The sequence below is a fragment of the Mycobacterium sp. 852002-40037_SCH5390672 genome (genome assembly GCF_001665875.1).
Taxonomy (GTDB): domain Bacteria; phylum Actinomycetota; class Actinomycetes; order Mycobacteriales; family Mycobacteriaceae; genus Mycobacterium.
In genome coordinates this window covers 35,036-57,667 of the sequence record NZ_LZTA01000041.1, presented here as the reverse complement: position 1 = coordinate 57,667, position 22,632 = coordinate 35,036, and the positions used below count along the sequence as shown (strand labels likewise).

Genomic DNA, 22,632 nt, shown 5'->3' with positions numbered 1-22,632 from the left:
ATCTCGCTCGCCGACTACCCACTCCCCGTTCTCGTCCAGCACGATAATCCGCCAGCCGCTCGTGCCGAACTTCGCCATGTCAGGCGATCTGGCCGCATCCAGCGGACAGCAGATTACAGAATGTAGAAGCGCCATCAGGCCTGCTGTTCCTCTTGAGCGGCGGGTGGCTGTACTGCTGCGGCATTACCGATCCGATGGCCCGCTGGTGACGCAGCATGACGAACGTGTTGTCGTCGGACGCCAGGAAGGGGTACTGCGGCTACTGCTGCTGCATCAGATTTCAGACCCGGGTGGCGGCAGTTTTGAGCCCCTCCAAGGCTATCGCGATTACTTTCTCGACCTCCTGCGATGCTGTGTCGGGGTCAGCGGCGGCAGCGATGTACAAGATGGCGTTGCAGAAGACGCTGAAGAAGATTTCGACGGTGGCATCGATCGGGACAGCGCGCGCGTACCCCTTGGTCACGAAGTCTTGCAGGGTGGCTCGCAAGAAAGGCAACGCGATTTCTTCGTCGAGTGCCCGCACCCCGTCCCAGCCCAGGACACCCATCACCTGCGCAAGCAGAGCCCGGGCGTCGTTGTCGTCGACGTAGCTGCGCAGAAATAGATGGGTCCCGGCCTCGACCCGCTCCCACGGCTCCTGTTGCCCGGGTTGGTTGGTCATTGAGTCGATGACCTTGGCCACGATTGCGTGTTGACTGGCTCGATAGACCTCGGTGAAGATGTCGCGCTTGTCCCGGAAGTGGTGATACACCGCCCCCTTGCTGGACTGCGCTAGCCGGGCGATGTCGTCGATCGAGGTCGCTTCGAAGCCGCCGGCGATAAACAACGTCTTGGCGGCCTCGAGCACCGCCGCTCGAGTGAGTTCGGCATACATCTGACGTCTGCCGCGCTTGACGTCGTCGGTCACAGTCGTGATGCTACTGAAAAACTAAAAGACGTTTACCGACTATCAGTCGGTGGAAGTACAACGGTATGCAGGTGATGCCTCGAAGCAGGGAACTCTCGGATGTTTGGTGACAAACCCATTCCCAAGCAGCCCGCGCGGGGTCCTGGATGGACATGTTGGGTGGTCCGCCGACGGCGGATCGTGCTGCTTGTTGCCGGTGTCTTGGTGGTCACGGCCGCCATGGTCAGCCTGGGTCTGCACGCGCGGTTGACCAGCGGGTGGGCGGATTGGGACGATCCGGCCGCAGGCAACGTCCACGCACGGCAGTTGATCGAACAGAGCACCGGAATCGATTACCACCAAGGCTATGTCTTGCTGGTGCGCACCGACCAGGCGATCGATCCGACCCTAGCCCCGCCGCCAGAAGTGCGGGCCGCGCTCGACTTGCTCCACCATCGCAGCGAGGTACGGCAGGTCGTCGATTACCACTCCACCAACAATCCCGCGCTCATTGCACGAGACGGCCACCAGACCGTGATTCTGGGCAGAGTCGGGCCGATCGCGGAGAAACAGCTGGTCCCCGAGCTGGAGCGGCAGATCAACGACGAACCGCTGCTAGCCGGCCACGTGCTGGTAGGCGGACCCACGGTCGCCAACGTTCAAGGTGCCGATGTGGTCGTACGTGACCTGACTTTCGCGGAGCTGATCGTTTTCCCGCTGCTGTTTTTGTTGCTGATTATCGTGTTCCGAGGTGTCGTCGCCGCCGGTGTCGCGTTGGTCGGCGGTGCGGTGTCGGTGTTGCTTGCGCTACTTGTCCTGCGCATCCTTGTCGAGTTCACCGTCATGTCGGTTTATGGACTGAATCTGGTGTTCGCCCTGGGGCTAGGCCTATCGATTGACTTCAGCCTGCTGATCATCTCGCGCTACCGCGAACATCTCGCCGACACCGGTGATGAGAATGCAGCACTCCACGCCACGATGAACACCTCCGGACGCACGGTGCTGTTCTCCGGGTTGACAATCGCTTCGGCGCTTCTGGGGTTGCTGGTCTTCCCGCAGGAGGTGCTGCACTCAATAGGCGTTGCCGGCATCTTGGTTACCGCCTCGGCGCTGGTATTTGCATGGGTGATCCTGCCCGCGTTATTGGCGCTCCTGGGCGTACGGATCGAGTCTCTCGCCCCGTCACGCTGGCAGCGGCGGGCCCAGCGCGGCGGCGAGGATCCGAGTGCGGCGCGGTGGCGACAGATTGCCTCGGCAGTCATGCGCCGACCTGCGGTCTCTGCCGCCCTCGCGGCGGGTGCGTTGCTGGTGCTGGCGTCCCCACTGCTTGGCGTGCGGTTTACCAGCGTGCTGACCGCAGACACGCTGCCCGCCAACGTCTCCGCCGGGCAGGTCGCCCAGGTGATGAGCCGCGATTTTCCCGCCCCGATCAGCGACCAGGAACAACTGGTGATCGACGCTCCTCCTGCGGCCCAGGCCAGCATCACGACGGTCGCGAACACGCTTAGGACGGTTACCGGTGTGGCGGCAGTCGGCCAACCGCAGATACTCGATCGCACACGCTGGCTGATTCCCATTACCCTTACCGGCCAACCGATCTCCAGCACCTCACGTGACACCATCGATCGCATCGAGCACCTGCGTCTCCCGCATCAGGTGCGGCTGACCGGACCGACCGCCGACGCGCTGGCGCTCAATACCAGTCTGCGCCAGCACCTGCCCCTCGCCGGGGTGATACTGGTGGCCGCTACGGTGATGGTTCTTTTCGCCATGACCAGATCAATCGTGTTGCCCGCCAAGGCTGTCATCATGAACGCGTTATCTCTCGGTGCCGCCCTGGGCAGCGTCGCGTTCATCTTCCAGGACGGCCATCTCGCTGGTCTGCTAGGCGCCAGCGGGCAAGGTGCGCTCGACTCCACCGCGCCGATCGTGCTCGCCGCCGTGGCGTTCGGCTTGTCCACCGACTACGGCGTTTTCCTGCTTGGACGCATCAAAGAATCCCACGACCTCGGTCAAGACAACCGTCAAGCGGTCGCGACCGGCATCGAGCACACCGGCCGAATCGTGACCTCAGCGGCGGCCCTGCTGTGTCTGTCGATGTGCGCATTGCTGCTCTCTCGCCTGGTATTCGTCAAAGAACTCGGTCTCGGGGCAGCCCTGGCCGTCCTCCTCGACGCCACCCTGGTCCGGGCCGTGCTGGTCCCCTCGCTGATGACCCTGCTCGGCGGGATCAACTGGTGGGCACCGAAACCCCTTCTGGCTCTGCATGATCGAATTTCTCGAAAAGCTGTCCGCCGACGACAGTCTGACTCCGTCACTATGTGAGGGGCAGCGGACGCAAGACGCAGCTGCTAGCAGTCCGCCGACCGTGATTCTGCGACTACAAGCCCGCGGACCTCGGTCTTGGCGCTCGATTCTCGTAGGGCCAGATTGGCTCCGTAATCAACTGGGCAACGAGCGCAGTGCGTTACCCGTGAGGGCAACGGCGCCTCAGCATTCGTTACCCAGTTTGCGTCCTCCAATACAGTGCAAGTGGAAGTGGAAGGCCGTCTGATCCGCATCTGGGCCCGTGTTGCCGATAGCGAAACCCGGTGTCGGCAATGCCCTTCTTGCGGGCCAGTCTGCCCGCAACGGCGAATAATCGGCCAGCAACGACGGCGTCATCATCTGTCAGATGCAAGGCATCTGGAACATGCTGAAAGCTGACGGCGATTTCAGCAACCGCACGAAGACTCGTCCATACGACCGACGACGGTGTCGCACAGAATAATTCGAGACATAACTCTCGCATTGTTAGCTCGCGATAGGCCTGATGTTTCAGGCGGCGGTGGCGCGGTCCCGCCATGGGTACAGGCACCCGGGGGCATAGATAGTGGGACGCTATCTAGTTTTTCTGGAAACAGACGGTCCGGTTTGACAGGCTGTCTGGGTGCGGGTTGCGATAGTTGGGGCGGGGATCGCTGGCCTGGCCAATGCGAAGGTGCTGCGTGACGCTGGCCATGACGTGGACGTATTCGACCAAGCGCCTGATGTCGGCGGGGTGTGGAGCGCAACGCGTCGATACCCCGGACTGCGCACTCAGAACAGTAAACGCATCTATCGCTTTTCGCAGTTGCCGATGCCGGCTAGCTATCCGCGTGTGCCCAGCGGCGCGCAGATGCAGGCCTACCTGCAGAACTATGTCGAGTACTTCGGTTTCGGTAACCGGATCAAATTAAACACGGAAGTTATTGCAGCCCAGCAAGTTAGGCGTGGCTGGTCGCTACGGGTGCATCACCGCGAGCGCCATCGCGCCGAGACTGTGCACTGTGATCACCTTGTGATTGCTAACGGCGTGTTCAGCAGCCCCATGGTGCCCCGCTATCCGGGCACTGACGCCTTCGGCGCTGCGGGTGGCCGGGTGTGTCATACCTCGGAGTTCCTTGACCTGCGCGAGGCGCACGGCAAGCACGTCATCGTCGTCGGCTACGGCAAGTCGGCATGCGATGTCGCCGAGGCAGTCAGCGATGTCGCCGCATCCACGACGGTTCTGGCGCGCCGACTGTTATGGAAAATCCCGCGCCGGGTGCGTTGGCTCGGCGACTTTGAGGCCCTCGCGTTGACCAGATTCGGTGAGGCCGGTTTCGATTACCTCGAGCCTAACTGGTTCGAACGGTTCTACAACGGTCGCGGCCGGCGGCTCCGGGACGCGGCCTTCGATTTAATTCAGGCGCTGGTCACCCGGCAGCTGCGATTGCGAGAGCTCGGGCTCGTGCCCGACGGGCCGTTCGAGGACATCGCCCAGAGCACAGCCGGCCTGGTCACTGAAGGCTTCTACGAAAAGGTCGCCGCCGGCCAGATCGTCATGCACCGCGACACCGAGATCACCCGACTCGTGGACGGCCCGGCCGTAGAACTGTCGACCGGCCTCCGGGAATACGCAGATATTGTCCTGTGTGCTACCGGCTTTCGTCAGCACGTCCCGTTCTTCGACAAGGTCGTGCAGCAACAACTCACCGACGAGCACGGCAACTTCCGGTTGTATCGGCAGATCCTCCCGTCAACGGTCAAGGCAGTGACGTTCGCTGGCTACAACTCCTCGATGCTTAGTGCACTCGGCGCCGAGATAGGTGCGTTGTGGACCGCGAGCCTGCTCGCCGGTCGTCTCGATCTGCCCACACCAGCCGAACGCGATGCCCACATCGACTCACGACTGGCCTGGCTGCACCAGCGGACCGGCGGCCATCACGCGCACGGCACCGTGATCGCGGGATTCAACATCCACAACGTCGATGAGATGCTGACAGACCTTGGCGTCAACATCGGACCGCTCACCCGCACTTCACAATGGGTCCTTCCGATCAATCCACGGTCCTACCGCACCATCACAACCCGCCTCAACAGGCGGTGAGTAGCAACTCGCTGGTAGCGCCGAACTTCTGTATTCCACATTGCCCGCGCGGTTCCCCCAGTTGACCACTCAAAAAAATGACACGAGCGAGACAAATTCCAGATGACGCGACGTGAGACGATTTGCATTAACCCACGTCAGACCGTCGAAACTTGACACGAAGGAATGAGAACCTACACGCCGAGTAGCCCGGGTCTTGTTGATCTTCAGCAGCAGCCAGAGCCGACGAGTAGCAGACGGGCAGCTGACACCGAGGCGCTGCCGTCAGGATGCCCATGGACCCACGCCGCCGACCTTCTCGATCGTGATGCGCGTCAGGTATCCGGGCGGTGATCCGGGCGGCGGAAAACCGGTGCCCGGTCCGAGGATCGCCGTGGCAGTCTCGCTCAGCAGCTCGGGCGCCCCGCCCTCCTCGATGCGTGCCGTGCCCTTAATCGATAAATAAGGAGTCTGCAGCACGCTGCGGTCTTTGGACACGATGGTCACCGCCACGTGAGGATCACGCCGGATGTTCCGAACCTTCAGATGCTCCTCCAGATGGGCGATTACCAACTCGTCATCGCCGTCGGCGGTGCTCTGCACCACCATCCAGACCAGGCTCACTTGCGGGCTGCCGTCGCGATTGATCGTGACCAGCGTTGCGGGGTTGGAACTGATGAGTTGGCGTGCGTTGTCGTCGAGTTTCATGACTGCTCCTGGCTTCTAGCGCGGTTCCTGCTGATTGCGGCTCGCTGTACGAGTCGTCGTCGATATGGAGGCGGTGAGTGACGGAAACTCATCGCGGATTGCGCAACGAGGTATCACGCGGGGCGCGATGAGTTTGGTGATCATCCGGCCTCTGTATTCGTGGGAGGTGACTGCGGTGCGCAGAGCTGCAGTGGTGCAGTACTTCACGACCCAAGAAGGCGCGCAACGTAACCGCGCGCTCATTGAGGACGTGCTGATCGAACTGGCTGCCCGGGATCCTGGCGGAGGCCAGTATCAGGTGTTGATGTCTGACGACGGGCTCGGATTCGTGCATGTCGTCGCGTTCGACGGCACCGTCGATCCGTTCGCGGACTGCGCCGCCCATCGCGAATTCCATCGTGAACTCGCTCACCGCTTGGCCACAAAACCTGTCGTGACCCGTGCCGTCTTGATCGGTTCCTATCACGGTCGGGCGCCCGGTGCGACGTTGCGCCGGCCACAGCGATGAGTTTCGACCGGCGGCCACCCAACGGTTCCGACCGAACAGGGCGTCAACGTCTTCGTCCAGGAGGATGGCAAAGTCTTTCGCGCCTATTCGACCTACGGTGTCGGCGCAGATGTCATGCTGAGCACCTACCGGCTCCTCGACCTCACCCCGGGGCCGGCAGCGCTACAACGAATCGCCATGGCACGACACATACGGGGCACCGGATCGTCATGAGCACCACCACTGATCGTGGGGGAGAGGACTTCGCGCGGCTCGCCGAGCCGTTTCGTCACGAGCTGATCGCCTACGGCTACCGCATGCTCGGCTCGGTCGACGACGCCGAGGAAGTCGTGCAGGACGTTTATTTGGATGCATGGCGGGCCTACGACCGATTCGAAGGGCGATCGTCGTTGCGCACCTGGCTGTATGCGATTGCCAGCCGGGCGTTCGTCAAAGCCCTCGAGCGCAGCAAGCGCCGCCCGCTGCCGTCGGACCTGCATGCTCCGGCCGCCGACCCCACCGCGCGCCCAATGGCCGGTGATTCGGAAGTGACGTGGTTGCAGCCCGCACCCGATTCGCTGCTGACCGCCACCACGACTGACCCCGGCACGGTGGTCGCCGCGCGCGACACCATGCGGCTGGCTTTCGTGGCCGCCTTACAGCTTCTTCCCCCGCAGCAGCGGGCGGTGCTGATTCTGCGGGACGTATTGGCTTGGTCCGCAGCCGAAGTCGCGACGCTGCTCGATCTGAGCGTGGCTGCGGTCAACAGCGCGTTACAGCGCGCTCGTGCTCGCCTGCCCGCGGACAGCGACGCACTGGTGCCGCCGTCCGAACAGCGGCAGCGCGAACTGCTCGACCGGTATGTGTCCGCATTTCAGCACGCCGACGTCGACGAACTGGTCGCGGTTTTGACCGAGGACGCACTATTTGAAATGCCGCCCTTCATCACGTGGTTTTTGAGCGGCGCCGCGATCGGGGTCTTCCTCGGACCTCGCATGCGTGCCTTCGGCAGCACCCGGGTCCTACGCACCTCGGCCAACGGGCAACCCGCGGTGGCGCTCTACCCGGCGACCGCGGACGGACAGCATCGCCTGCACGCCCTACATGTGCTCACTGTCGCGCCGGAGGGTATCGGTCGAGTCGTGGCCTTCATGGACATCGCCACGCTGCGACGCTTCGACCTGCCCCACGTGCTGTTGCCTTAATCAGCGTGATTACCGGAGCTGCTGCAGCGGGCCCTATCACGTGTGCCATCGCGTGCCCTACGACGGAACCCGCGCCGGCTCAGCTGGTGCGGCCCGCGTCGGCGATCGGTGGTTTCAAACCGATGACGGTGCGGCCTTTCTCGAGTTCGACGCCGGCCAGGGCCACAGCGTCCGGCAGGGACACCAGAAGGCGGCCGAGGCCGGCTTCGGAGACGCGGAACAATTCCCCGTCGATGCGGGCAGCCGGGTTGTCGACCGACGCGAACCGAGGGTCGCCAACCGTCTTGACGTCGTGGGCGTAGCGGGCGCCGACTTGTTCGAGATGCCAGTGCAACGGCTGACCGCGCCGGTACGCGCCGAATACCGCTAGCTCGCAACCGGTTTCGACGAAGAGCGGGGACGTTGTGTCGCTCAGTCGGGCCGCGATGTCCACTGCGATTTGGTCACCGAAAGTGCGCACGACGACCGTCACCCCGAATGGGGTGCCGGTCTCCGTCGGGACCCCCGGCACGGCAACCGCGGCCATGTCGAGCAGGTTGGCGAAATTGGTGTACGTGCCCAGGCGGCGGTTGATCGAATAGGGATCGGCCTGTATCTCGGCCAATGACGGGTGTTCGGTGGTGGTCGGGAGCAACAGCGCGTCGAAACCCTCGAGCACGACGGCGGCATCGGCTCGTGCGCGCACCAGCGCGTCCAGATCGGCGGCGAACGCAGGGCCGGTGATCGCCCGGCCCGCGGCGATGATCGTCGCTACGACAGGGTCCGCGCCCGCGGGTGCGGTGTCCAGGAATTCGCCCACCGCGGCGTATCGTTCGGCGACGAAAGCGCCGTCGTAGAGCAGCAGGGCTGCGTCCAACAGAACGCCGATATCGACCGGTTCGACCCTCAATCCGGCATCGGCGGCCAGCGCCACAGTCTCCTGGAACGCACGTCGGTAGGCATCACTGAGCGGGGCGAGGTTGGCGGCTTCGGGAATCGCGACCCTGGGTGCGGTGGGTGCGCTGAGGCGAACATCGGCGGGCCAGCTACGGCTGCGGGGGTCGCGGGAATCAGGCCCGGCCATCACAGCCACCGCGGCGACGGCCGTGTCGAGGTCGGCTGCGAGCACCGAGACTGCGTCGAAGTCGGCGCAGGCGGGGACCACTCCATGGGTGGGGATGATCCCGAGTGTGGGCTTGATTCCAACGATTCCGTTGAGCGCGGCCGGGACCCGAACCGATCCTGCAGTGTCGGTACCGATGCCGATGTCGGCGATGCCCAGAGCGACGGCCACGGCGGAGCCGGAACTGGAGCCTCCGGCGACCAGGTGCGGATAAAGCGAATTACGCACGGCGCCATAGGGAGTGCGCGTGCCAACCAGGCCGGTGCCGAACTGGTCGAGGTTCGTCTTGCCGAGCACGACCGCGCCGGCGCCGCAGAGGCGGTCCACGACGCTGGCAGAAGCCGTTGGTGCGTAGGCGAACTCCGGGCAGCCTGCGGTGGTCGGAAGCCCCGCGACGTCGATGTTGTCCTTGACGGCAACCAGCATTCCCGCCAGTGGCAGGCTCTCTCCCGCGGCGAGCCGTCGCTCGACCGCGCCGGCGTCGACGAGCACGTCAGCCTGTTCACGCAACGTGATCCAAACTTCGGGCCGGTCGACTTCGGCGATGCGGCGGTACGCGGCGGCTACGCGCGCGGTCGGTAAGCGGGGGCTCATTTGACTTGCCCGATCTCAAAGCACGTGGGGCGCAATGAGCACAGCAGCGCCGGCGACCCCGAACCCGATGAGGAAGGCGATGACCGTGAAGCCCATAACCTGGCGCACATTCAGCTTGGCGATCGCCAGCACCGGCAACAGCCAGAACGGCTGAATCATGTTCGCGACTCCCTCCCCGATCGCGACCGACATCGACATCAGCCCGAGGTAAGTCGCCGAGTGCTGGCCGACCGCCACCGCCGAGCCGACGGCGATAGGTCCCTGCACGGCCCAATGTCCGCCACCGGAAGGCACGAACAACGAGATCAGGACCGACCCGATGAAAGTGAAGAACGGCAACGTGTATTGATCCGCGCCCCGCACCAACGCCTCCGCGAGCACCGTCTGCAGCGCCTTGCCCGATCCGGTTGGCAGGTAGCCCAATAGGCCAACGATCCCGCCGTACAGCGGATACTGCAACAGCAAGGGACCCGACACCTTCGCGGCGTTGGAAAAAGCGCGGATGAAGCGGATCGGCGTGCCGTGCAGCAAGGCGCTCGTGATGGTGAACAACATGATCATCGACGAGATATTCAGCGCAAAGCCGCTCAACGCGAAATACGTTATGCCCGCGGCAAAAACAAGGACGTTGAGAATCCACAGGTCTTCCAGCCACTCGGCAGCGGTCCGCTTGCCGTCCGGCTTGACGGGTTCCGGCTCCTCCTCGAAAACGGCCGGGTCGGGCTCGAGGCTTTGGTTGGGCGCCATGCGCCAGATCGCGACGGAGAGCAAGGCGACCACCGCAATCACGGCGACCCAGTTGTAGGGCTGGAAAACCGTCTTCGTCAACGGCACGGTCATGCCGGTCATCTTGTGAATCACGTTGATAGGGCTGGTCGTATCGGTGTTGGCAAGCGCGATCGACGACGACAGTCCCTGTGTCCACACGATGTAACCCATGAACCCGGTGGCGATGAGGTACCCGAAATGCGCCCCCTCCAGCCGTTTTGCGATCTGACGTGCGACCAGCGCGCCCGCGACCAGACCCAGTCCCCAGTTCAAGAGGGAAAAAACGGTGCTGACGCCGAAACACAGTAGGGCTCCCTGCACCTGGTTCGTCGGCTTGCTCGCGATGTGAACGATGGCCCGCTTCAGGACGGGCGCCTCGGCCAGGGTGTAGCCGGTCACAAGGACGAGGACCATCTGGAACGCGAAGGTGTAGATGTTCTGCGCCCCCCACACTCCGCCGTACCACGCCTTGAGAACACCGGCGGGCGTCGCATCCCGGACGAGCAGTGCGACGAGCGCCACCACGACGATGGTGAGGATGACGGCGAACAGATAGGGGTCGGGCATGAGGCGTTCGACATAACGGACACACAGTGTGGTCAGGCGCTGGATGAAGCCGCGCCGGTCGGCCTGTCGATCCTCGCTCGTGGTCATTGGTTTCCTTTATCTCTTCGCGCGCGCCGTGATCACGTTGACTTCTCGAAACCTGCTTCAGGTAACTCCAAACAGTTTGCGGGCAGGTGAATGCAAGCGGACCCGCAAACGACGACAACCACCGGTACTCAACACGTGCCGCGGCCACCATGACACGGCGCAGTTCTGCACGGACAGTTCGTCCCAGGCCGCCTGCTATCGACCGTGTCCAACCGGGAGGTTGTCGGGTAGCGAAAAATATCCCATCTCGGGCTTGCCAAGGCAGGGCAGCCGAGCTATATAAAAACTATGCCGAACGGCATAGATAATTGATGGCTACAGGCAGATGATGGGAGTGTTGGAGGTGACGGCCATGTTGGTGCGTAGCGATCCATTTCGTGACCTCGATCGCTTCACTCAGCAGGTGTTAGGTACCGCGGCGCGTCCTGCGGTGATGCCAATGGATGCCTGGCGCGACGGCGACCAGTTCGTCGTCGAATTCGATTTGCCGGGCATCAATGAGCAGTCGCTGGATCTGGATATCGAACGCAACGTGGTGACGGTGCGCGCCGAACGCCCGGATGTCAATTCAGGCCGGGAGATGCTCGCCACCGAACGGACGCGTGGGGTGTTCAGCCGACAGTTGGTGCTCGGCGACAATCTGGACACCGAGCAAATCGATGCGTCCTATGACGCGGGGGTATTGCGATTGCGTATTCCGGTGGCCGAGAAGGCAAAGCCGCGCAAGATCGCGGTCAACCGCGGTGGGAATAGGCAGCAGACCGCCATCAGCGCGTGATCGGCCGGTTTGATGCTGACAGAACGCGGGTTAGTCATGACGCACGGCAGCACCGGGGCACCGCCGGCGCCCTGCGTGGTCACTGAGCGTCCAGCAGACAAGCAGGAAGCGCTTCCGCTGGACGCTGACCAAGAGTTGTTCGTGCTGATTGCCGAGGTCGACGCCATCTTGTGCGACGCGGCCGCGACCCTGCTTCGTCGGCCACCGGCGCCGCCCGTGACCGGGTGCGCCCTGCTCGGGCCCCGGTCGCCGGGTCGGTCTTGGAAGCTACCCGCGCAGCACTGGAATGCGCCTGCGCCCGATGTGCGCGCGGTGCAGCGCGGCCCTCCGCGGACCAACATCGCGACCAACCGGTGACACACAATTTGGGAAGGCAGGTGATGGCATTACAACGAGGATGACCGGGCCAGTCCGCCGGCCGGCGATATCGTGGGCACTACCTCAGTCCTTCTGCGGATGAGGACAGGCCACTGCCACAGCCAGGCACCTCGTTTCCGGGGCGGGCGGCCCGCCCTCACTTCAACCGCTATGGTGTCCTCGAAACTGAAAGATGCTGCAAATCCAGGTTTATCGCTAGACGATGGGAGGGTAGCCGTGATCGAACAAGCCATCCTTAACCGCCCTACGCGCAACTACTCGGGTGCGCTGCGCGACCTGCTGCCGGTAGAGGCCGATCCAGTCGACTGGGCAGAACAGCAACAGTCGGTGCCGCTGCCCGACGACGAATACCCCCATGTTGTGGAGACCGCGATGTCCTGACCGCTACGTCGGGCCATTTCGACATCGACTGATACCTGGAATGCCCAATGCTGTCTAGTGGGGCATCTCGTCCACAACCGAAATCGTAGGGCTTAGGTCCACGGCGATGAGGACAAAGCGACATACTCCGCGTTCGCCGAAGTTGGCCAACTGATCACGTGGCGGATACCTGGCCATGTCACCGTATTCGTGTGCGAGCGGAACCCTGGGCCGAGGAATCGCGCCTGGTCGACCGTTTCCATAACTGGTGTGAGGCGTTCGCCGGCCGGTTGCCATTCGGGCTCGGCGCCTTCGTCGCACCGACGTTCGTCGGCTTTTGTGTGATCAACGGCGTCACCTTCGGCGTTGATCTGATGATCCTCACCGGCTTGCGCAGCGGGATCGGCCTCGCGGTGCCGATCGCCGTCACGGTTGCTTACGTGTGCCCGTTCACGTTCAGCTATGTCCTCAATCGGATTTTCAATTTCCGGTCCCACGCGCCGGTGGGACCGCAGGTCGTCGTCTATGTCGTGGTGGTTGTAGTCAACTACTTGGCTTTCATCCTGGGAGTGACCACCGCGCTGGCGGCCATGGGAGTGCAATATCAGCTTTCGCGACTGGCGGCGGGCATGTGCGAAGCCGTCTACATGTACAGCGCCATGAGGTGGGTGGTGTTCCGGCGCTGACCTGTGGGCCGTTCCCGCACTTGGTAGCCGAGGTGTAGCCCGCGCGTGACCTTCCCGCGACGGCAACGAAGGACGCTCAACACGTGACGGTAATCGCGGTCGTCGCCGCGCTCGCGACAGCAACGTGTCTCGGCTACTACTTAGGACGGCGGGCGGGCTCAACGCGGCCGAGCTGGAAGAAGCGAACGAGTCGGATCGCACTGGGAAGGCAGGCCGTCAACCTGGTCGCGATGATCACCGCACGCCGGATCCAGCGGCGCTTGCAGGCCGAGCGTGTCGTCTCCGCCATGGCCGGCAGATATGGGTTGAGAGTAATTGCGCCACTCCATCTTCTACGCGGCGGCGCGGTGCGGTCGCGGTCCTACTAGGGTGCATCCAGTATTCCGCCGAATCGACGGTCACTGAAAAGGACGGGAACTGGCATGACTGCACTGCAGGGCAAGGTGGCGTTGGTGACGGGAGCGTCGTCGGGCCTGGGCGCCGAAACGGCAAAGTTGTTCTCCCGACAAGGCGCAACGGTTTTCGGCGTTGGCCGCGATACCGGACGCCTGGCCGACGTGTTCGCCGGTGTCGAACGGGGCGGATTTGCGTCGCTGGACATCGGTTCCGTGCAGGCCTGCGCAGACGCGGTTGAGCGGTGCGTCCGGGATTTCGGTGGACTCGACGTTCTCGTCAACGTCGCGGGACGACACCAGATGCGTCGGACCGAGTCGATGACCGACGAGGACTGGGAAGACGACCTCGCGGTCAACCTCAACGGGCCGTTCTACCTCTGCAGGGCAGCACTGCCTCATCTGCTCGAACGCGGCGGAAACATCGTCAACGTCAGCTCCATCGCCGGCGTCGAGGGTCAGGCGTATTCGGCCGGTTACTGCGCCGCCAAGCATGGCCTGATCGGCCTGACCCGCGCATTGGCGGTGGAGTACACCGCGGATCGCTTGCGCGTCAATGCGGTATGCCCCGGCGGCATGCTCACGCCGCAAATCGAACAGTTCAGTGCGCCAGACAATCCCAACTACGACTTGATCATGCGCACGGCCGCACCGCGCGGCATGATGCAACCCGTCGATGTCGCCAACGTGATCGCCTTCCTCGCCAGCGACGCCGCGGCCGCCATCCACGGCGCGGTCTACCGGGTCGACAACGGCAAAGGCGCCGGGTAACGGTTCAGGCACGTTTCAATCACCGCCCGACACGTCGGGCGGCACCACGCTTGTTGTGGTTGACAATTCGGGGCATGACGCAATCGCGGGAGTCCGACGATGGCGCGTGAAATCTCGCGGCAGACGTTCCTGCGCGGCGCCGTCGGAGCGTTAGCCACCGGCGCCGTCCTCGGCGCACCCCGGGTCGCCGCCGATCCGAGACCTACCGGCTGGGAGGGCCTGTCCACCGCCCTCGGCGGGAAGGTGGTGCTCCCGGAGAGCCCCCAATTCGCCGGAGCAAAACAGGTTTTCAACACGAACTACAACGGGCTGACGCCGGCGGCGGTCGTCACCCCAACGTCGGCAGCCGACGTGCAGAAGGCGATGGCATTCGCGGCCGCCCACAACCTCAAGGTGGCCCCGCGCAGCGGTGGACACTCCTATATCGGCGCGTCGACCGCGAACGGAACCATGGTGCTCGACCTGCGCCAACTGCCAGGGGACGCCAACTACGACGCCGCCACGGGGCAGATCACGGTGACGCCGGCCACGAGTCTGTACACGATGCACCGGACTCTGGCCGCGGCCGGCCGGGGCATCCCAACCGGTACCTGTCCGTCGGTCGGTGCCGCGGGCCACGCGCTGGGTGGCGGCATGGGAGCACAGTCCCGGCATGCCGGCCTGCTCTGTGACCAGCTGACGTCGGCGTCGGTGGTGCTGCCCAGCGGTCAGGCGGTCACCGCGTCCGCCGGCAGCAACCCCGACTTGTTCTGGGCACTGCGCGGCGGCGGTGGCGGCAACTTCGGTGTGACGACCGCGTTGACCTTCGCCACGTTCCCCACCAAGGACGTGGACGTCGTCAACCTCAACTTCCCGCCGCAGTCGTTCGCGCAGGTACTCGTCGGTTGGCAGAACTGGCTGCGCACCGCCGACCCCAACAGCTGGGCACTGGCGGACGCCACTGTCGACGCGATGGGTATGCATTGCCGAATCCTGGCGACCTGCCCCGCCGGGTCGGGTAACAGCGCTGCGGCCGCGATCACCCAAGCGGTGGGACTGCAACCGTCGGGCACCGAGAACCACACCTTCAACTACATGGACCTGGTGAATTATCTGGCCGTCGGCAACCTCAACCCGTCGCCGCTCGGGTATGTCGGCGGCTCCGACGTCTTTGCCACCGTCAACGCGGGCGTGGCACAGGGGATCGCCTCGGCGGTGAACGCCTTTCCCCGCGGCGCCGGCCGGATGCTGGCCATCATGCACGCCATGGACGGCGCACTCGCGACGGTGGCGCCGGGCGCCACCGCGTTTCCGTGGCGCCGGCAGTCAGCGCTGGTGCAGTGGTATGTGGAAACGGGCGATCCCGCGGCCGCGACCAACTGGCTCAATACGGCACATCAGGCGGTGCAACAGTATTCGGTCGGCGGCTACGTGAACTACATCGAGGCCAACCAGTCGCCCTCGCGCTACTTCGGACCGAACCTGTCCCGGCTGAGCGCCGTCCGGCAGAAGTACGATCCCGGCCGGGTCATGTTCTCGGGGCTGAATTACTAGCCGCCGAACACGGCACTGGCGCCGGTCCCGCGGGCACCGGACCACTCGATGGTTAGCCCGGCTCGGCACGGGGTACTTCCAGTGTGTCTGTGACGAGTAAGGGGTTTGGTCAATGGCAATCGAGCACGGTCGTGCACGGTGCCCGCGCTGCATGGCGTGGGCGCAATACCGGTTTCTCGAACGGGATGACGACAAGCTCGAGTATCAGGTCGATTGCGATGCGTGCGGGAACCTGTACTCCGAGGTGACCATCGCGTCGACTGTCACTATCCCGGCGGCGTAGGCGGCCCTCCCGGCTCTCGAACGGCCACTCATTTCACGCTCAAAACCGCGGGCATGACCGGCTATGTTACGGATATCGCCGCTGGTGTAAAGTCTGGACCGCGAGCTAAGACGCCCCACACCGGAGCAGCGCCTAGTGCGCGCAACGCCGTGCGAAACGCGTTGAAAGGGGCGGCGTGAACGAAGTATTGGCGCGAGCCGGCATCTTCCAGGGGATCGCCCCTGATGCGGTCGATGCGTTGGCTCGCCACCTGCAGCACGTATCCTTCCCGCGCAGGCGCACCGTCTTCGTCGAAGGCGAGCCGGGTGACGACCTCTACGTCATCTTGTCGGGCGCGGTGAAGATCCGCCATCAGACGGCAGACGGTCGCGAAACCGTCTTTGCGGTGCTGGGCCCCGGGGATGTGTTCGGTGAGCTAGCGCTGTTCGACCCCGGCCCACGAACCTCGACGGTGATCACCCTGACAGAGGTGGAAGCCGTCAGGATGGACCGTCACGCGTTACGAACATGGATTGCCGAACGTCCCGAAATCGCGGAGCAGCTGCTACGGGTGCTGGCACGCCGACTCCGGAATACGAACAACACTCTGTGCGACCTGATCTTCACCGATGTCCCCGCCCGGGTGGCCAAGCAAATCCTCGATCTGGCAATGCGATTCGGCACGAGTAACGGGGGTTCGGTGCTTGTCGAGCACCATCTCACGCAAAAGGAACTCGCTCAACTCGTGGGGTCCTCGCGCGAAACCGTCAACAAGGCGCTATCAGACTTCACCCAACGCGGATGGATCCGGCACCAAGGCAAGGCCCTCATCATCGACCAACCCGCGAAGCTGGCCCACCGCGCAAGGGCCTGACGCCCGCGCGAGTCTACCGGTCACGCACCGGCACTGGGCATTTCAGCAAGCTGGGCTCTCTTGGGAGACCGGCCAGTTCGCGTCCTAGGTGATCGACCAAAACTCCAGGAGCGTCCGCAACGTCGCGACCAGGGGGAGCGGTTGGTCGAGCATGGGATGGTGGCCGGCCAAGGCCAGCTCCACGAAGGGGCCACGAAGCTGAAGCAGCGAACGGATCCGTTCGGCCATCGCGGGAGGCACTAGCCCGGCTTCACAGCGCAAATACCCTACGCGGCAACGCATCGCGCCCAGCATGGTCTCCAAGGATTCCTCGTCGGCGGGCGTCGGCTCGAGAAATTCACCGCCGAAAATCGCCGGGTCGAACTTCCAAATCCATCCTTCGTCGGTCTTGCACACCGATTCGGCCGCTATGTGCTGCCGGATGTAGGGCAGGATCAGCTCCTGCGAAGGCACGGCCGTAAAGCGGGCCAGGATCTCATCTCTCGTCCGGTAGCGGGTGTGTTGGTGCCTGCGCAGTCGCCCTTCCTCCGGCGCACGCTCCCACAACGGCGAGTCGATCACCAGCATGCTGTTGATCTGCGGGCTGTAGTGCATCGCCGCCGTGGATACGACCCAGCCGCCCATACTGTGGCCGACGATGGTCGGTCGCCCAGCGGGCCCTGCGGCCGCCGCGGCTGCCATCACTTCGCTTGCCCAGGTTCGCACGTCGTAACTGGTACGGGCCTCGCTGTCGCCGTGCCCCGACAGATCCGGCGCGATCACCCGGTGGGTGCCCGAAAAGAACGGCGCGATGTGGTCCCACCAACCTGAGTGCGCTCCGCCACCGTGGACAAGCACCACCGGAGGCTGGTCGGCAGCGCCCCAGACACGCAGATGTATGCGGCAACCGTCGACCTCGACGTCACAGTGGTCCGGCTTTTGATCGAGTGCTGTGGTGAACCAGGATGGCGTAGTCGGTATCTGATGCGAACGGGAAAACAGTTTTTCGACCTCCGTAGTCGAGGATTCAAATACCTTGCCTTGATGCAGCTTTCGCGCGAGGCAACCAACAGCGGCTCATCTGGACGGGAAACGGGAAATTCAAGAGTGCGCCTCGGCGAGCCGCACCGTGACGGTGACGCGTCCCTTTTCGTCCTGTTTGGCGACGGCATGTCCAGCCCGATCGGTCTCGTCAAATCGCAACGTGAGGGCTCCGCCGGTGTCCAGGAAGTTCCGCCACCACGTCTTCGCCGCAGGCATGCTGACGCCGATGACGATGTCGCCCACCGAACGCCGGTAGGCCACCGGGATGCGGAATGTGCGTCCGGAGCGTCGGCCCGTGTAGGTCAGCGTCGTAATGTTGCGGTTGAGCATTCTGCCAAAACGACGGGAATCGGCCAGCGCGGCCACCGGAGCATTGAAAACAGGCGCGGCGCGCATCAGGAGGCGGCCCAGATTGTCAGGTTCCACGTGGAAAGTATCGCAGCAAATTCCAGCGATTAGTCGACCGTCGGAATTCAACATGATGCCAGGCCGTTCGACATGGAGGTAGCATCCCCGCGCAGATGCTCTAGCCGTTGCCATGAGCGAGGAAGAGGGCGCTGATGACTGCTCCTGTCAACCCGTCGGTGCCACCCAGCGGTATGGGCTGTGTCGAGTGTGACGAGACCGCTGGTTGGTGGGTGCACTTGCGGCGTTGCGCCGCATGCGGGCACATCGGCTGCTGCGACGACTCGCTCTCCCGCCATGCGACCAAACACTGGCAGCAGACCGGACATCCGATAATCCGATCGTTTGAGCCCGGCGAGGACTGGTTCTGGAACTACGAGGCCAACGACTACTACGAGGGTCCCGGGCTCGCGCCGCCCGAGTGCCGTCCGGAGGATCAGTCCGTTCCCGGGCCGCGCGGACGGGTGCCACATAACTGGTTCGAGCTGCTCCGCCATCGAGACGGCTGACGAGGTGAGCCGGCCGCTTTGGCGTTCTCATCCAGTGAAACCCCTGGCTGACGAGGCTGTTATCCGGCGGACGGGACGGTGCTGGTAACAGTTCGCTGGCAGGTTCCACCCGCGAACCGGCGGCCACAGCTGGCAGCCGTATCACACTGTCGTCCAACCTGATACGTTCCTATGCCCAGGACCGCGGCCGACAGCACGAGTATCCCCTGGGCCTGCGCTTACGCCCATGATCCGACCGTTGTTCCGAGCCACGTCACGGAGTCGGCGAACCGGCCGGACGTTCAATCGGAAAGCGTTGGGAGAAAACAATTCTAGTCATCATCAGGCCAAAGGCTCCCGGCCGCGCCTGTGGAGCCGACCCGGCGCCGGGTCGACTTGTCGTCCCGCCGGCGAAAGCGAGGCATTTCGCGACCTGGCTCCGACGAGAAGTCCACCGGGGCATGCTGTACAGTTCTCGACGACCGGCTCACGGAACTTGAGTTCCGTTTATCTTCTGTGGTGGCGTTAGGCGGTTGCGCTCCGTTGCGCGCTCCCGCTGGCTGCGAAGGGTGAAAAGGAGGCAGCGGATGCTGAGCGCTTTGCGAAGGGCATGGATGCCCCTGCTTCTTGTCGTCGTAATTACGGTGGGCGCGTATGCCGTTGTCCGCATCCGTGACACGTTCGGCTCGCACGGTGGCGTAACGAGCGGCGAGGGTGGTGGCGACAACACCAAACCGTTCCACCCGAAACACATCACTTACGAGATAACCGGTACCCCAGGCGGCACGGTGAACGCCAATTACCTCGACGAAAACGGTCAGCCGCACCTCGTCGATTCCGCCCCGCTGCCGTGGTCGTTCACCGTCGTGACCACGCTGCCGTCGATGTCGGCCAACATAGTCGCCCAGGGCAGCACAGAGGTACATGCCCTGCGGTGTCGTGTCATCGTCGACGACCAGGTTCGCGACGACCGCAACACCACTGACTACCAACCGTTCATCTACTGCTTGGTGAAATCCGTATGAGCAACCCGCATTTGAAGCCCCGCCGCGCGGTCATCCCCCGGCTCATCCGCATCCTGTCGCTGCCGATTACCCTGGGATGGTTGTTCGTTGCCGTCGCCCTGGGCGTGATTTCGCCCTCCCTTGACGACGTTGCGTCCCAGCACTCGGTGCCGATGACGCCGCGAGACGCGCCGGCGTTCAAATCGATGATGCACATCGGCGACAAGTTCAACGAATTCCACACGGACTCAACGGCGATGGTGGTCCTGGAAGGAAAAGACAAGCTCGGCGACAGCGCGCACGACTTCTACAACCACATCGTCAGCAAACTCAAAGACGACCACGCGCATGTGCAAAATGTTCAGGACTTCTGGGGCGACCCCCTGACCGCTGCCGGCTCGCAAAGCCCGGACGGCAAGGCCGCCTATGTCCAGGTCTTCCTCAACGGTGCGCAAGGCACCACTCCCAGCCACGAGTCGGTCGCCGCCGTGCGCAAGATCGTCACGGACACGCCTGCGCCGCCGGGTGTCAAGGCGTATGTGGCCGGCAACACCGTGCTGAACGCCGACACCAGCGTTGTCGGGCATAAGAGCATGGCGACGATGGCGCTGGTCTCCATCGGTGTCATATTCGTGATGTTGCTGATCGTCTATCGGTCGATCGTCACAACCCTGCTGTGCCTGGTGGTGATCGGCATCGAGCTCTTTGCGGCCCAAGGTGTTACGGCAACCGCGGGCAACCTCAACATCATCGGGCTCACGCCCTACGCCGTCAGCATGATCACCATGCTCAGCATCGCCGCCGGAACCGACTACGTGATCTTCCTGCTGGGCCGCTACCACGAAGCCCGATCCCTGGGCCAAGACCGCGAGGAGGCTTTCTACACGGCCTATCATGGCGTGTCGCACGTCATCCTGGGCTCAGGTCTGACGATCGCGGGTGCCTGCTTGTGCCTGACGGCGACCCGGCTGCCGTATTTCCAGACCATGGGATTGCCCTGCGCGATAGCCCTGTTGGTTATCGTGTTCGCGGCACTGACCCTGGCCCCGGCGGTACTGGCGCTCGGGGCGCGGTTCGGCCTGTTCGATCCCAAACGCGCGGTCGACGAACGTGGTTGGCGCAAAGTGGGCACCGCCGTGGTGCGCTGGCCAAAGCCGATCATCGTCGTGACCGCAGCTATAGCCGTCATCGGATTCATCAGCCTGCTGACCTACGTGCCGAACTACGATGACCAGAAATTCACTCCCGAAAACATGCCCGCCAACGCCGCAATGACGGCGGCGCAACGGCACTTCTCCCAAGCCCGGATGAACCCTGAACTGCTGATGGTCGAAGCCGATCATGATCTACGCGACCCGGCCGACATGCTCGTCATCGATCGAATCGCCAAGAGCGTCTTCCACCTTCGCGGTATCGAACGCGTCCAGACCATTACCAGGCCGTTGGGTGCGCCGATCGAGCACAGCTCGATCCCGTTCCAGATCGCGATGCAGAATTCGGCGACCCTACAGACGGCGAAGTTCAATAACGACAATATGGCCCACATGCTCGAGCAGGCTGATGAACTGAGCAAAACGATCGCCACCATGGAGCACATGTACGGCGTCATGCAGCAGGTGACAGCGGCGACGCACAGCATGGTCGGCAGAACCCATGACATGGTGGCTACTACCAATGAATTACGGGATCACATCTCGGATTTCGAGGATTTCTTCCGGCCGATCAGAAGTTACTTCTATTGGGAGAAGCACTGTTTCGATATTCCCGTGTGCTGGTCGCTGCGGTCAGTCTTCGATACGCTCGACGGCATCGATGAGCTCGCTGACCAAATCAGCGGCCTCACAGTGGATCTCGATCGTTTGGATCGATTGATGCCGCAACTGCTGGCCGATTTCCCCAAAATGATCGACACGATGAAGACGATGCGCGACTTCATGCTGTCCACGCATAGCACGATGGCCGGGATCCAAGCCCACCAGCAGGAGGGGGCCGAGGGCTCTACCTTGATGGGGCAATACTTCGACGAAGCCAAGAACGACGACTCCTTCTACCTGCCGCCGGAAGTCTTCAAAAACCCTGACTTCAAACGCGGGCTGAAGATGTTTGTTTCCCCCGATGGCACGGCCGTGCGGTTCATCATCACTCACCAGGGTGATCCCGCCTCGGTTGAGGGAATCAAGCACGTCGCGGGAGTTAAAGACGCGGTCGCCGATGCCATCAAGGGAACTCCGCTGGAGAGCTCGAAGGTGTATCTGGCCGGAACGGCATCGATGTATTCCGACATGCAAGAAGGCGTCATCATCGACCTGCTGGTCGCCGGGATCTCCGCGTTGATACTGATCTTCGCGATCATGCTGCTCATCACGCGTAGCGTGGTCGCCGCGTTGGTCATCGTCGGCACGGTGGCCGCGTCGCTGGGTACAGCGTGCGGTCTGTCCGTACTGCTGTGGCAAGACCTCATCGGACTCGGTGTGCAGTGGATCGTGCTGCCCCTGTCAGTCGTCATCCTGTTGGCCGTGGGATCGGACTACAACCTGCTCCTGGTCTCCCGGCTCAAAGAAGAAATCCCCGCCGGCCTCAACACCGGAATCATCCGCGGCATGGGCGCCTCCGGCCGCGTCGTCACCGCCGCCGGGCTGGTATTCGCCTTCACCATGGCCTCCATGATCGTCAGCCAACTACGGGTGATCGGAGAACTCGGCACCACGATCGGATTGGGTCTGTTGGTCGACACCCTTATCGTGCGGTCCTTCATGACCCCGTCGATCGCCGCTGCGTTGGGGCATTGGTTCTGGTGGCCGATCAACACTATCCGCCTGACGAGGAAGACCGATCGGAACGAGGACGCGCATACGGCGCCGATTCCACAACTGGCCACAAGGTGAAACCGATACCAGCCGGTCTG

The 22,632-nt window shown here is 63.4% G+C and carries 22 protein-coding genes and 1 pseudogene; 17 read left to right on the top strand and 6 right to left on the bottom strand.

Translation table 11 applies throughout. The features are described 5' to 3' along the window. Positions 1-280 precede the first annotated feature (280 nt). Positions 281-907, bottom strand: coding sequence for a TetR/AcrR family transcriptional regulator (locus tag A5782_RS07500; RefSeq protein ID WP_082942825.1), 627 nt, complete (start codon positions 905-907; stop codon positions 281-283). A gap of 180 nt (positions 908-1,087) precedes the next feature. Here A5782_RS07500 and A5782_RS07495 point away from each other — a divergent pair, with 180 nt between their 5' ends. After that, entirely contained in the window at positions 1,088-3,211 is a 2,124-nt protein-coding gene (locus A5782_RS07495; RefSeq protein ID WP_067097327.1) for an MMPL family transporter, read from the top strand. 604 nt (positions 3,212-3,815) lie between these two features. Next, on the top strand, positions 3,816-5,276 hold the full coding sequence (locus A5782_RS07490; RefSeq protein WP_067097324.1) for an NAD(P)/FAD-dependent oxidoreductase: 1,461 nt from the start codon (positions 3,816-3,818) through the stop codon (positions 5,274-5,276). A gap of 264 nt (positions 5,277-5,540) precedes the next feature. On the opposite strand, the gene A5782_RS07485 is transcribed toward A5782_RS07490, so the two are convergent. Next, positions 5,541-5,963 (bottom strand): TIGR03618 family F420-dependent PPOX class oxidoreductase, encoded by a 423-nt coding sequence (locus A5782_RS07485; protein ID WP_067097321.1) that lies wholly within the window; start codon positions 5,961-5,963, stop codon positions 5,541-5,543. 175 nt (positions 5,964-6,138) lie between these two features. On the opposite strand from A5782_RS07485, the gene A5782_RS07480 reads away from it, so the two are divergent. The 3 genes and pseudogenes from A5782_RS07480 to A5782_RS07475 all read left to right on the top strand — a co-directional run bounded on the left by A5782_RS07480 (position 6,139) and on the right by A5782_RS07475 (position 7,655). Further along, complete coding sequence (locus A5782_RS07480) at positions 6,139-6,471, top strand: hypothetical protein (RefSeq protein WP_156623839.1); 333 nt, start codon at positions 6,139-6,141, stop codon at positions 6,469-6,471. Between the two features lie 45 nt (positions 6,472-6,516). After that, positions 6,517-6,684, top strand: a pseudogene (locus A5782_RS27245) (DUF899 family protein); the annotation flags it as partial. Beyond that, entirely contained in the window at positions 6,681-7,655 is a 975-nt protein-coding gene (locus A5782_RS07475) for an RNA polymerase subunit sigma-70 (protein ID WP_067097315.1), read from the top strand. The pseudogene A5782_RS27245 and the gene A5782_RS07475, both read left to right, overlap by 4 nt. A 79-nt stretch (positions 7,656-7,734) precedes the next feature. Here the strand turns inward: A5782_RS07475 and A5782_RS07470 are convergent, their stop codons facing one another. Next, positions 7,735-9,351 (bottom strand): allophanate hydrolase, encoded by a 1,617-nt coding sequence (locus A5782_RS07470; protein WP_067097312.1) that lies wholly within the window; start codon positions 9,349-9,351, stop codon positions 7,735-7,737. 15 nt (positions 9,352-9,366) lie between these two features. Further along, positions 9,367-10,773: a TIGR00366 family protein gene (locus tag A5782_RS07465; RefSeq protein WP_067097309.1), complete on the bottom strand. Its 1,407-nt coding sequence runs from the start codon at positions 10,771-10,773 to the stop codon at positions 9,367-9,369. 352 nt (positions 10,774-11,125) lie between these two features. On the opposite strand from A5782_RS07465, the gene A5782_RS07460 reads away from it, so the two are divergent. From A5782_RS07460 to A5782_RS07430, 9 genes are all read left to right on the top strand, one after another. After that, positions 11,126-11,551, top strand: a complete 426-nt coding sequence (locus tag A5782_RS07460; protein ID WP_067097412.1) for an Hsp20/alpha crystallin family protein — start codon at positions 11,126-11,128, stop codon at positions 11,549-11,551. Positions 11,552-11,587: 36 nt separating this feature from the next. Then, entirely contained in the window at positions 11,588-11,908 is a 321-nt protein-coding gene (locus A5782_RS07455; protein ID WP_067097306.1) for a hypothetical protein, read from the top strand. Between the two features lie 237 nt (positions 11,909-12,145). Continuing rightward, on the top strand, positions 12,146-12,310 hold the full coding sequence (locus tag A5782_RS07450) for a hypothetical protein (RefSeq protein WP_231986618.1): 165 nt from the start codon (positions 12,146-12,148) through the stop codon (positions 12,308-12,310). A gap of 191 nt (positions 12,311-12,501) precedes the next feature. After that, positions 12,502-12,975 (top strand): GtrA family protein, encoded by a 474-nt coding sequence (locus A5782_RS07445; RefSeq protein ID WP_067097303.1) that lies wholly within the window; start codon positions 12,502-12,504, stop codon positions 12,973-12,975. A gap of 83 nt (positions 12,976-13,058) precedes the next feature. Next, a complete protein-coding gene (locus A5782_RS27240) occupies positions 13,059-13,343 on the top strand; it encodes a hypothetical protein (protein WP_082942823.1) in 285 nt (94 codons plus the stop codon). Positions 13,344-13,397: 54 nt separating this feature from the next. Beyond that, the gene (locus A5782_RS07440) at positions 13,398-14,138 is read left to right on the top strand and encodes an SDR family NAD(P)-dependent oxidoreductase (protein WP_067097300.1); all 741 of its coding nucleotides are present in this window, start codon (positions 13,398-13,400) and stop codon (positions 14,136-14,138) included. A 99-nt stretch (positions 14,139-14,237) separates the two neighbouring features. After that, positions 14,238-15,671, top strand: coding sequence for an FAD-binding oxidoreductase (locus tag A5782_RS07435; RefSeq protein WP_067097297.1), 1,434 nt, complete (start codon positions 14,238-14,240; stop codon positions 15,669-15,671). A gap of 112 nt (positions 15,672-15,783) precedes the next feature. Next, entirely contained in the window at positions 15,784-15,954 is a 171-nt protein-coding gene (locus tag A5782_RS26020; RefSeq protein WP_156623838.1) for a hypothetical protein, read from the top strand. A 175-nt stretch (positions 15,955-16,129) separates the two neighbouring features. Next, entirely contained in the window at positions 16,130-16,807 is a 678-nt protein-coding gene (locus tag A5782_RS07430) for a Crp/Fnr family transcriptional regulator (protein WP_067097294.1), read from the top strand. An 84-nt stretch (positions 16,808-16,891) separates the two neighbouring features. Here the strand turns inward: A5782_RS07430 and A5782_RS07425 are convergent, their stop codons facing one another. Further along, on the bottom strand, positions 16,892-17,788 hold the full coding sequence (locus A5782_RS07425) for an alpha/beta fold hydrolase (RefSeq protein WP_067097290.1): 897 nt from the start codon (positions 17,786-17,788) through the stop codon (positions 16,892-16,894). Between the two features lie 99 nt (positions 17,789-17,887). Further along, positions 17,888-18,226 carry a hypothetical protein gene (locus tag A5782_RS07420; protein ID WP_067097409.1) on the bottom strand — a complete coding sequence of 113 codons (339 nt, stop codon included), beginning with the start codon at positions 18,224-18,226 and terminating at the stop codon, positions 17,888-17,890. 164 nt (positions 18,227-18,390) lie between these two features. Between A5782_RS07420 and A5782_RS07415 the strand changes: the two genes are divergently transcribed. From A5782_RS07415 to A5782_RS07405, 3 genes are all read left to right on the top strand, one after another. Then, positions 18,391-18,744: a UBP-type zinc finger domain-containing protein gene (locus A5782_RS07415; RefSeq protein ID WP_067097287.1), complete on the top strand. Its 354-nt coding sequence runs from the start codon at positions 18,391-18,393 to the stop codon at positions 18,742-18,744. A gap of 566 nt (positions 18,745-19,310) precedes the next feature. Further along, positions 19,311-19,748, top strand: a complete 438-nt coding sequence (locus A5782_RS07410; protein ID WP_197694143.1) for an MmpS family transport accessory protein — start codon at positions 19,311-19,313, stop codon at positions 19,746-19,748. Then, a complete protein-coding gene (locus A5782_RS07405; RefSeq protein WP_067097281.1) occupies positions 19,745-22,612 on the top strand; it encodes an RND family transporter in 2,868 nt (955 codons plus the stop codon). The genes A5782_RS07410 and A5782_RS07405 overlap by 4 nt, the downstream gene beginning before the upstream one ends. The last annotated feature ends 20 nt before the right edge of the window (positions 22,613-22,632 follow it).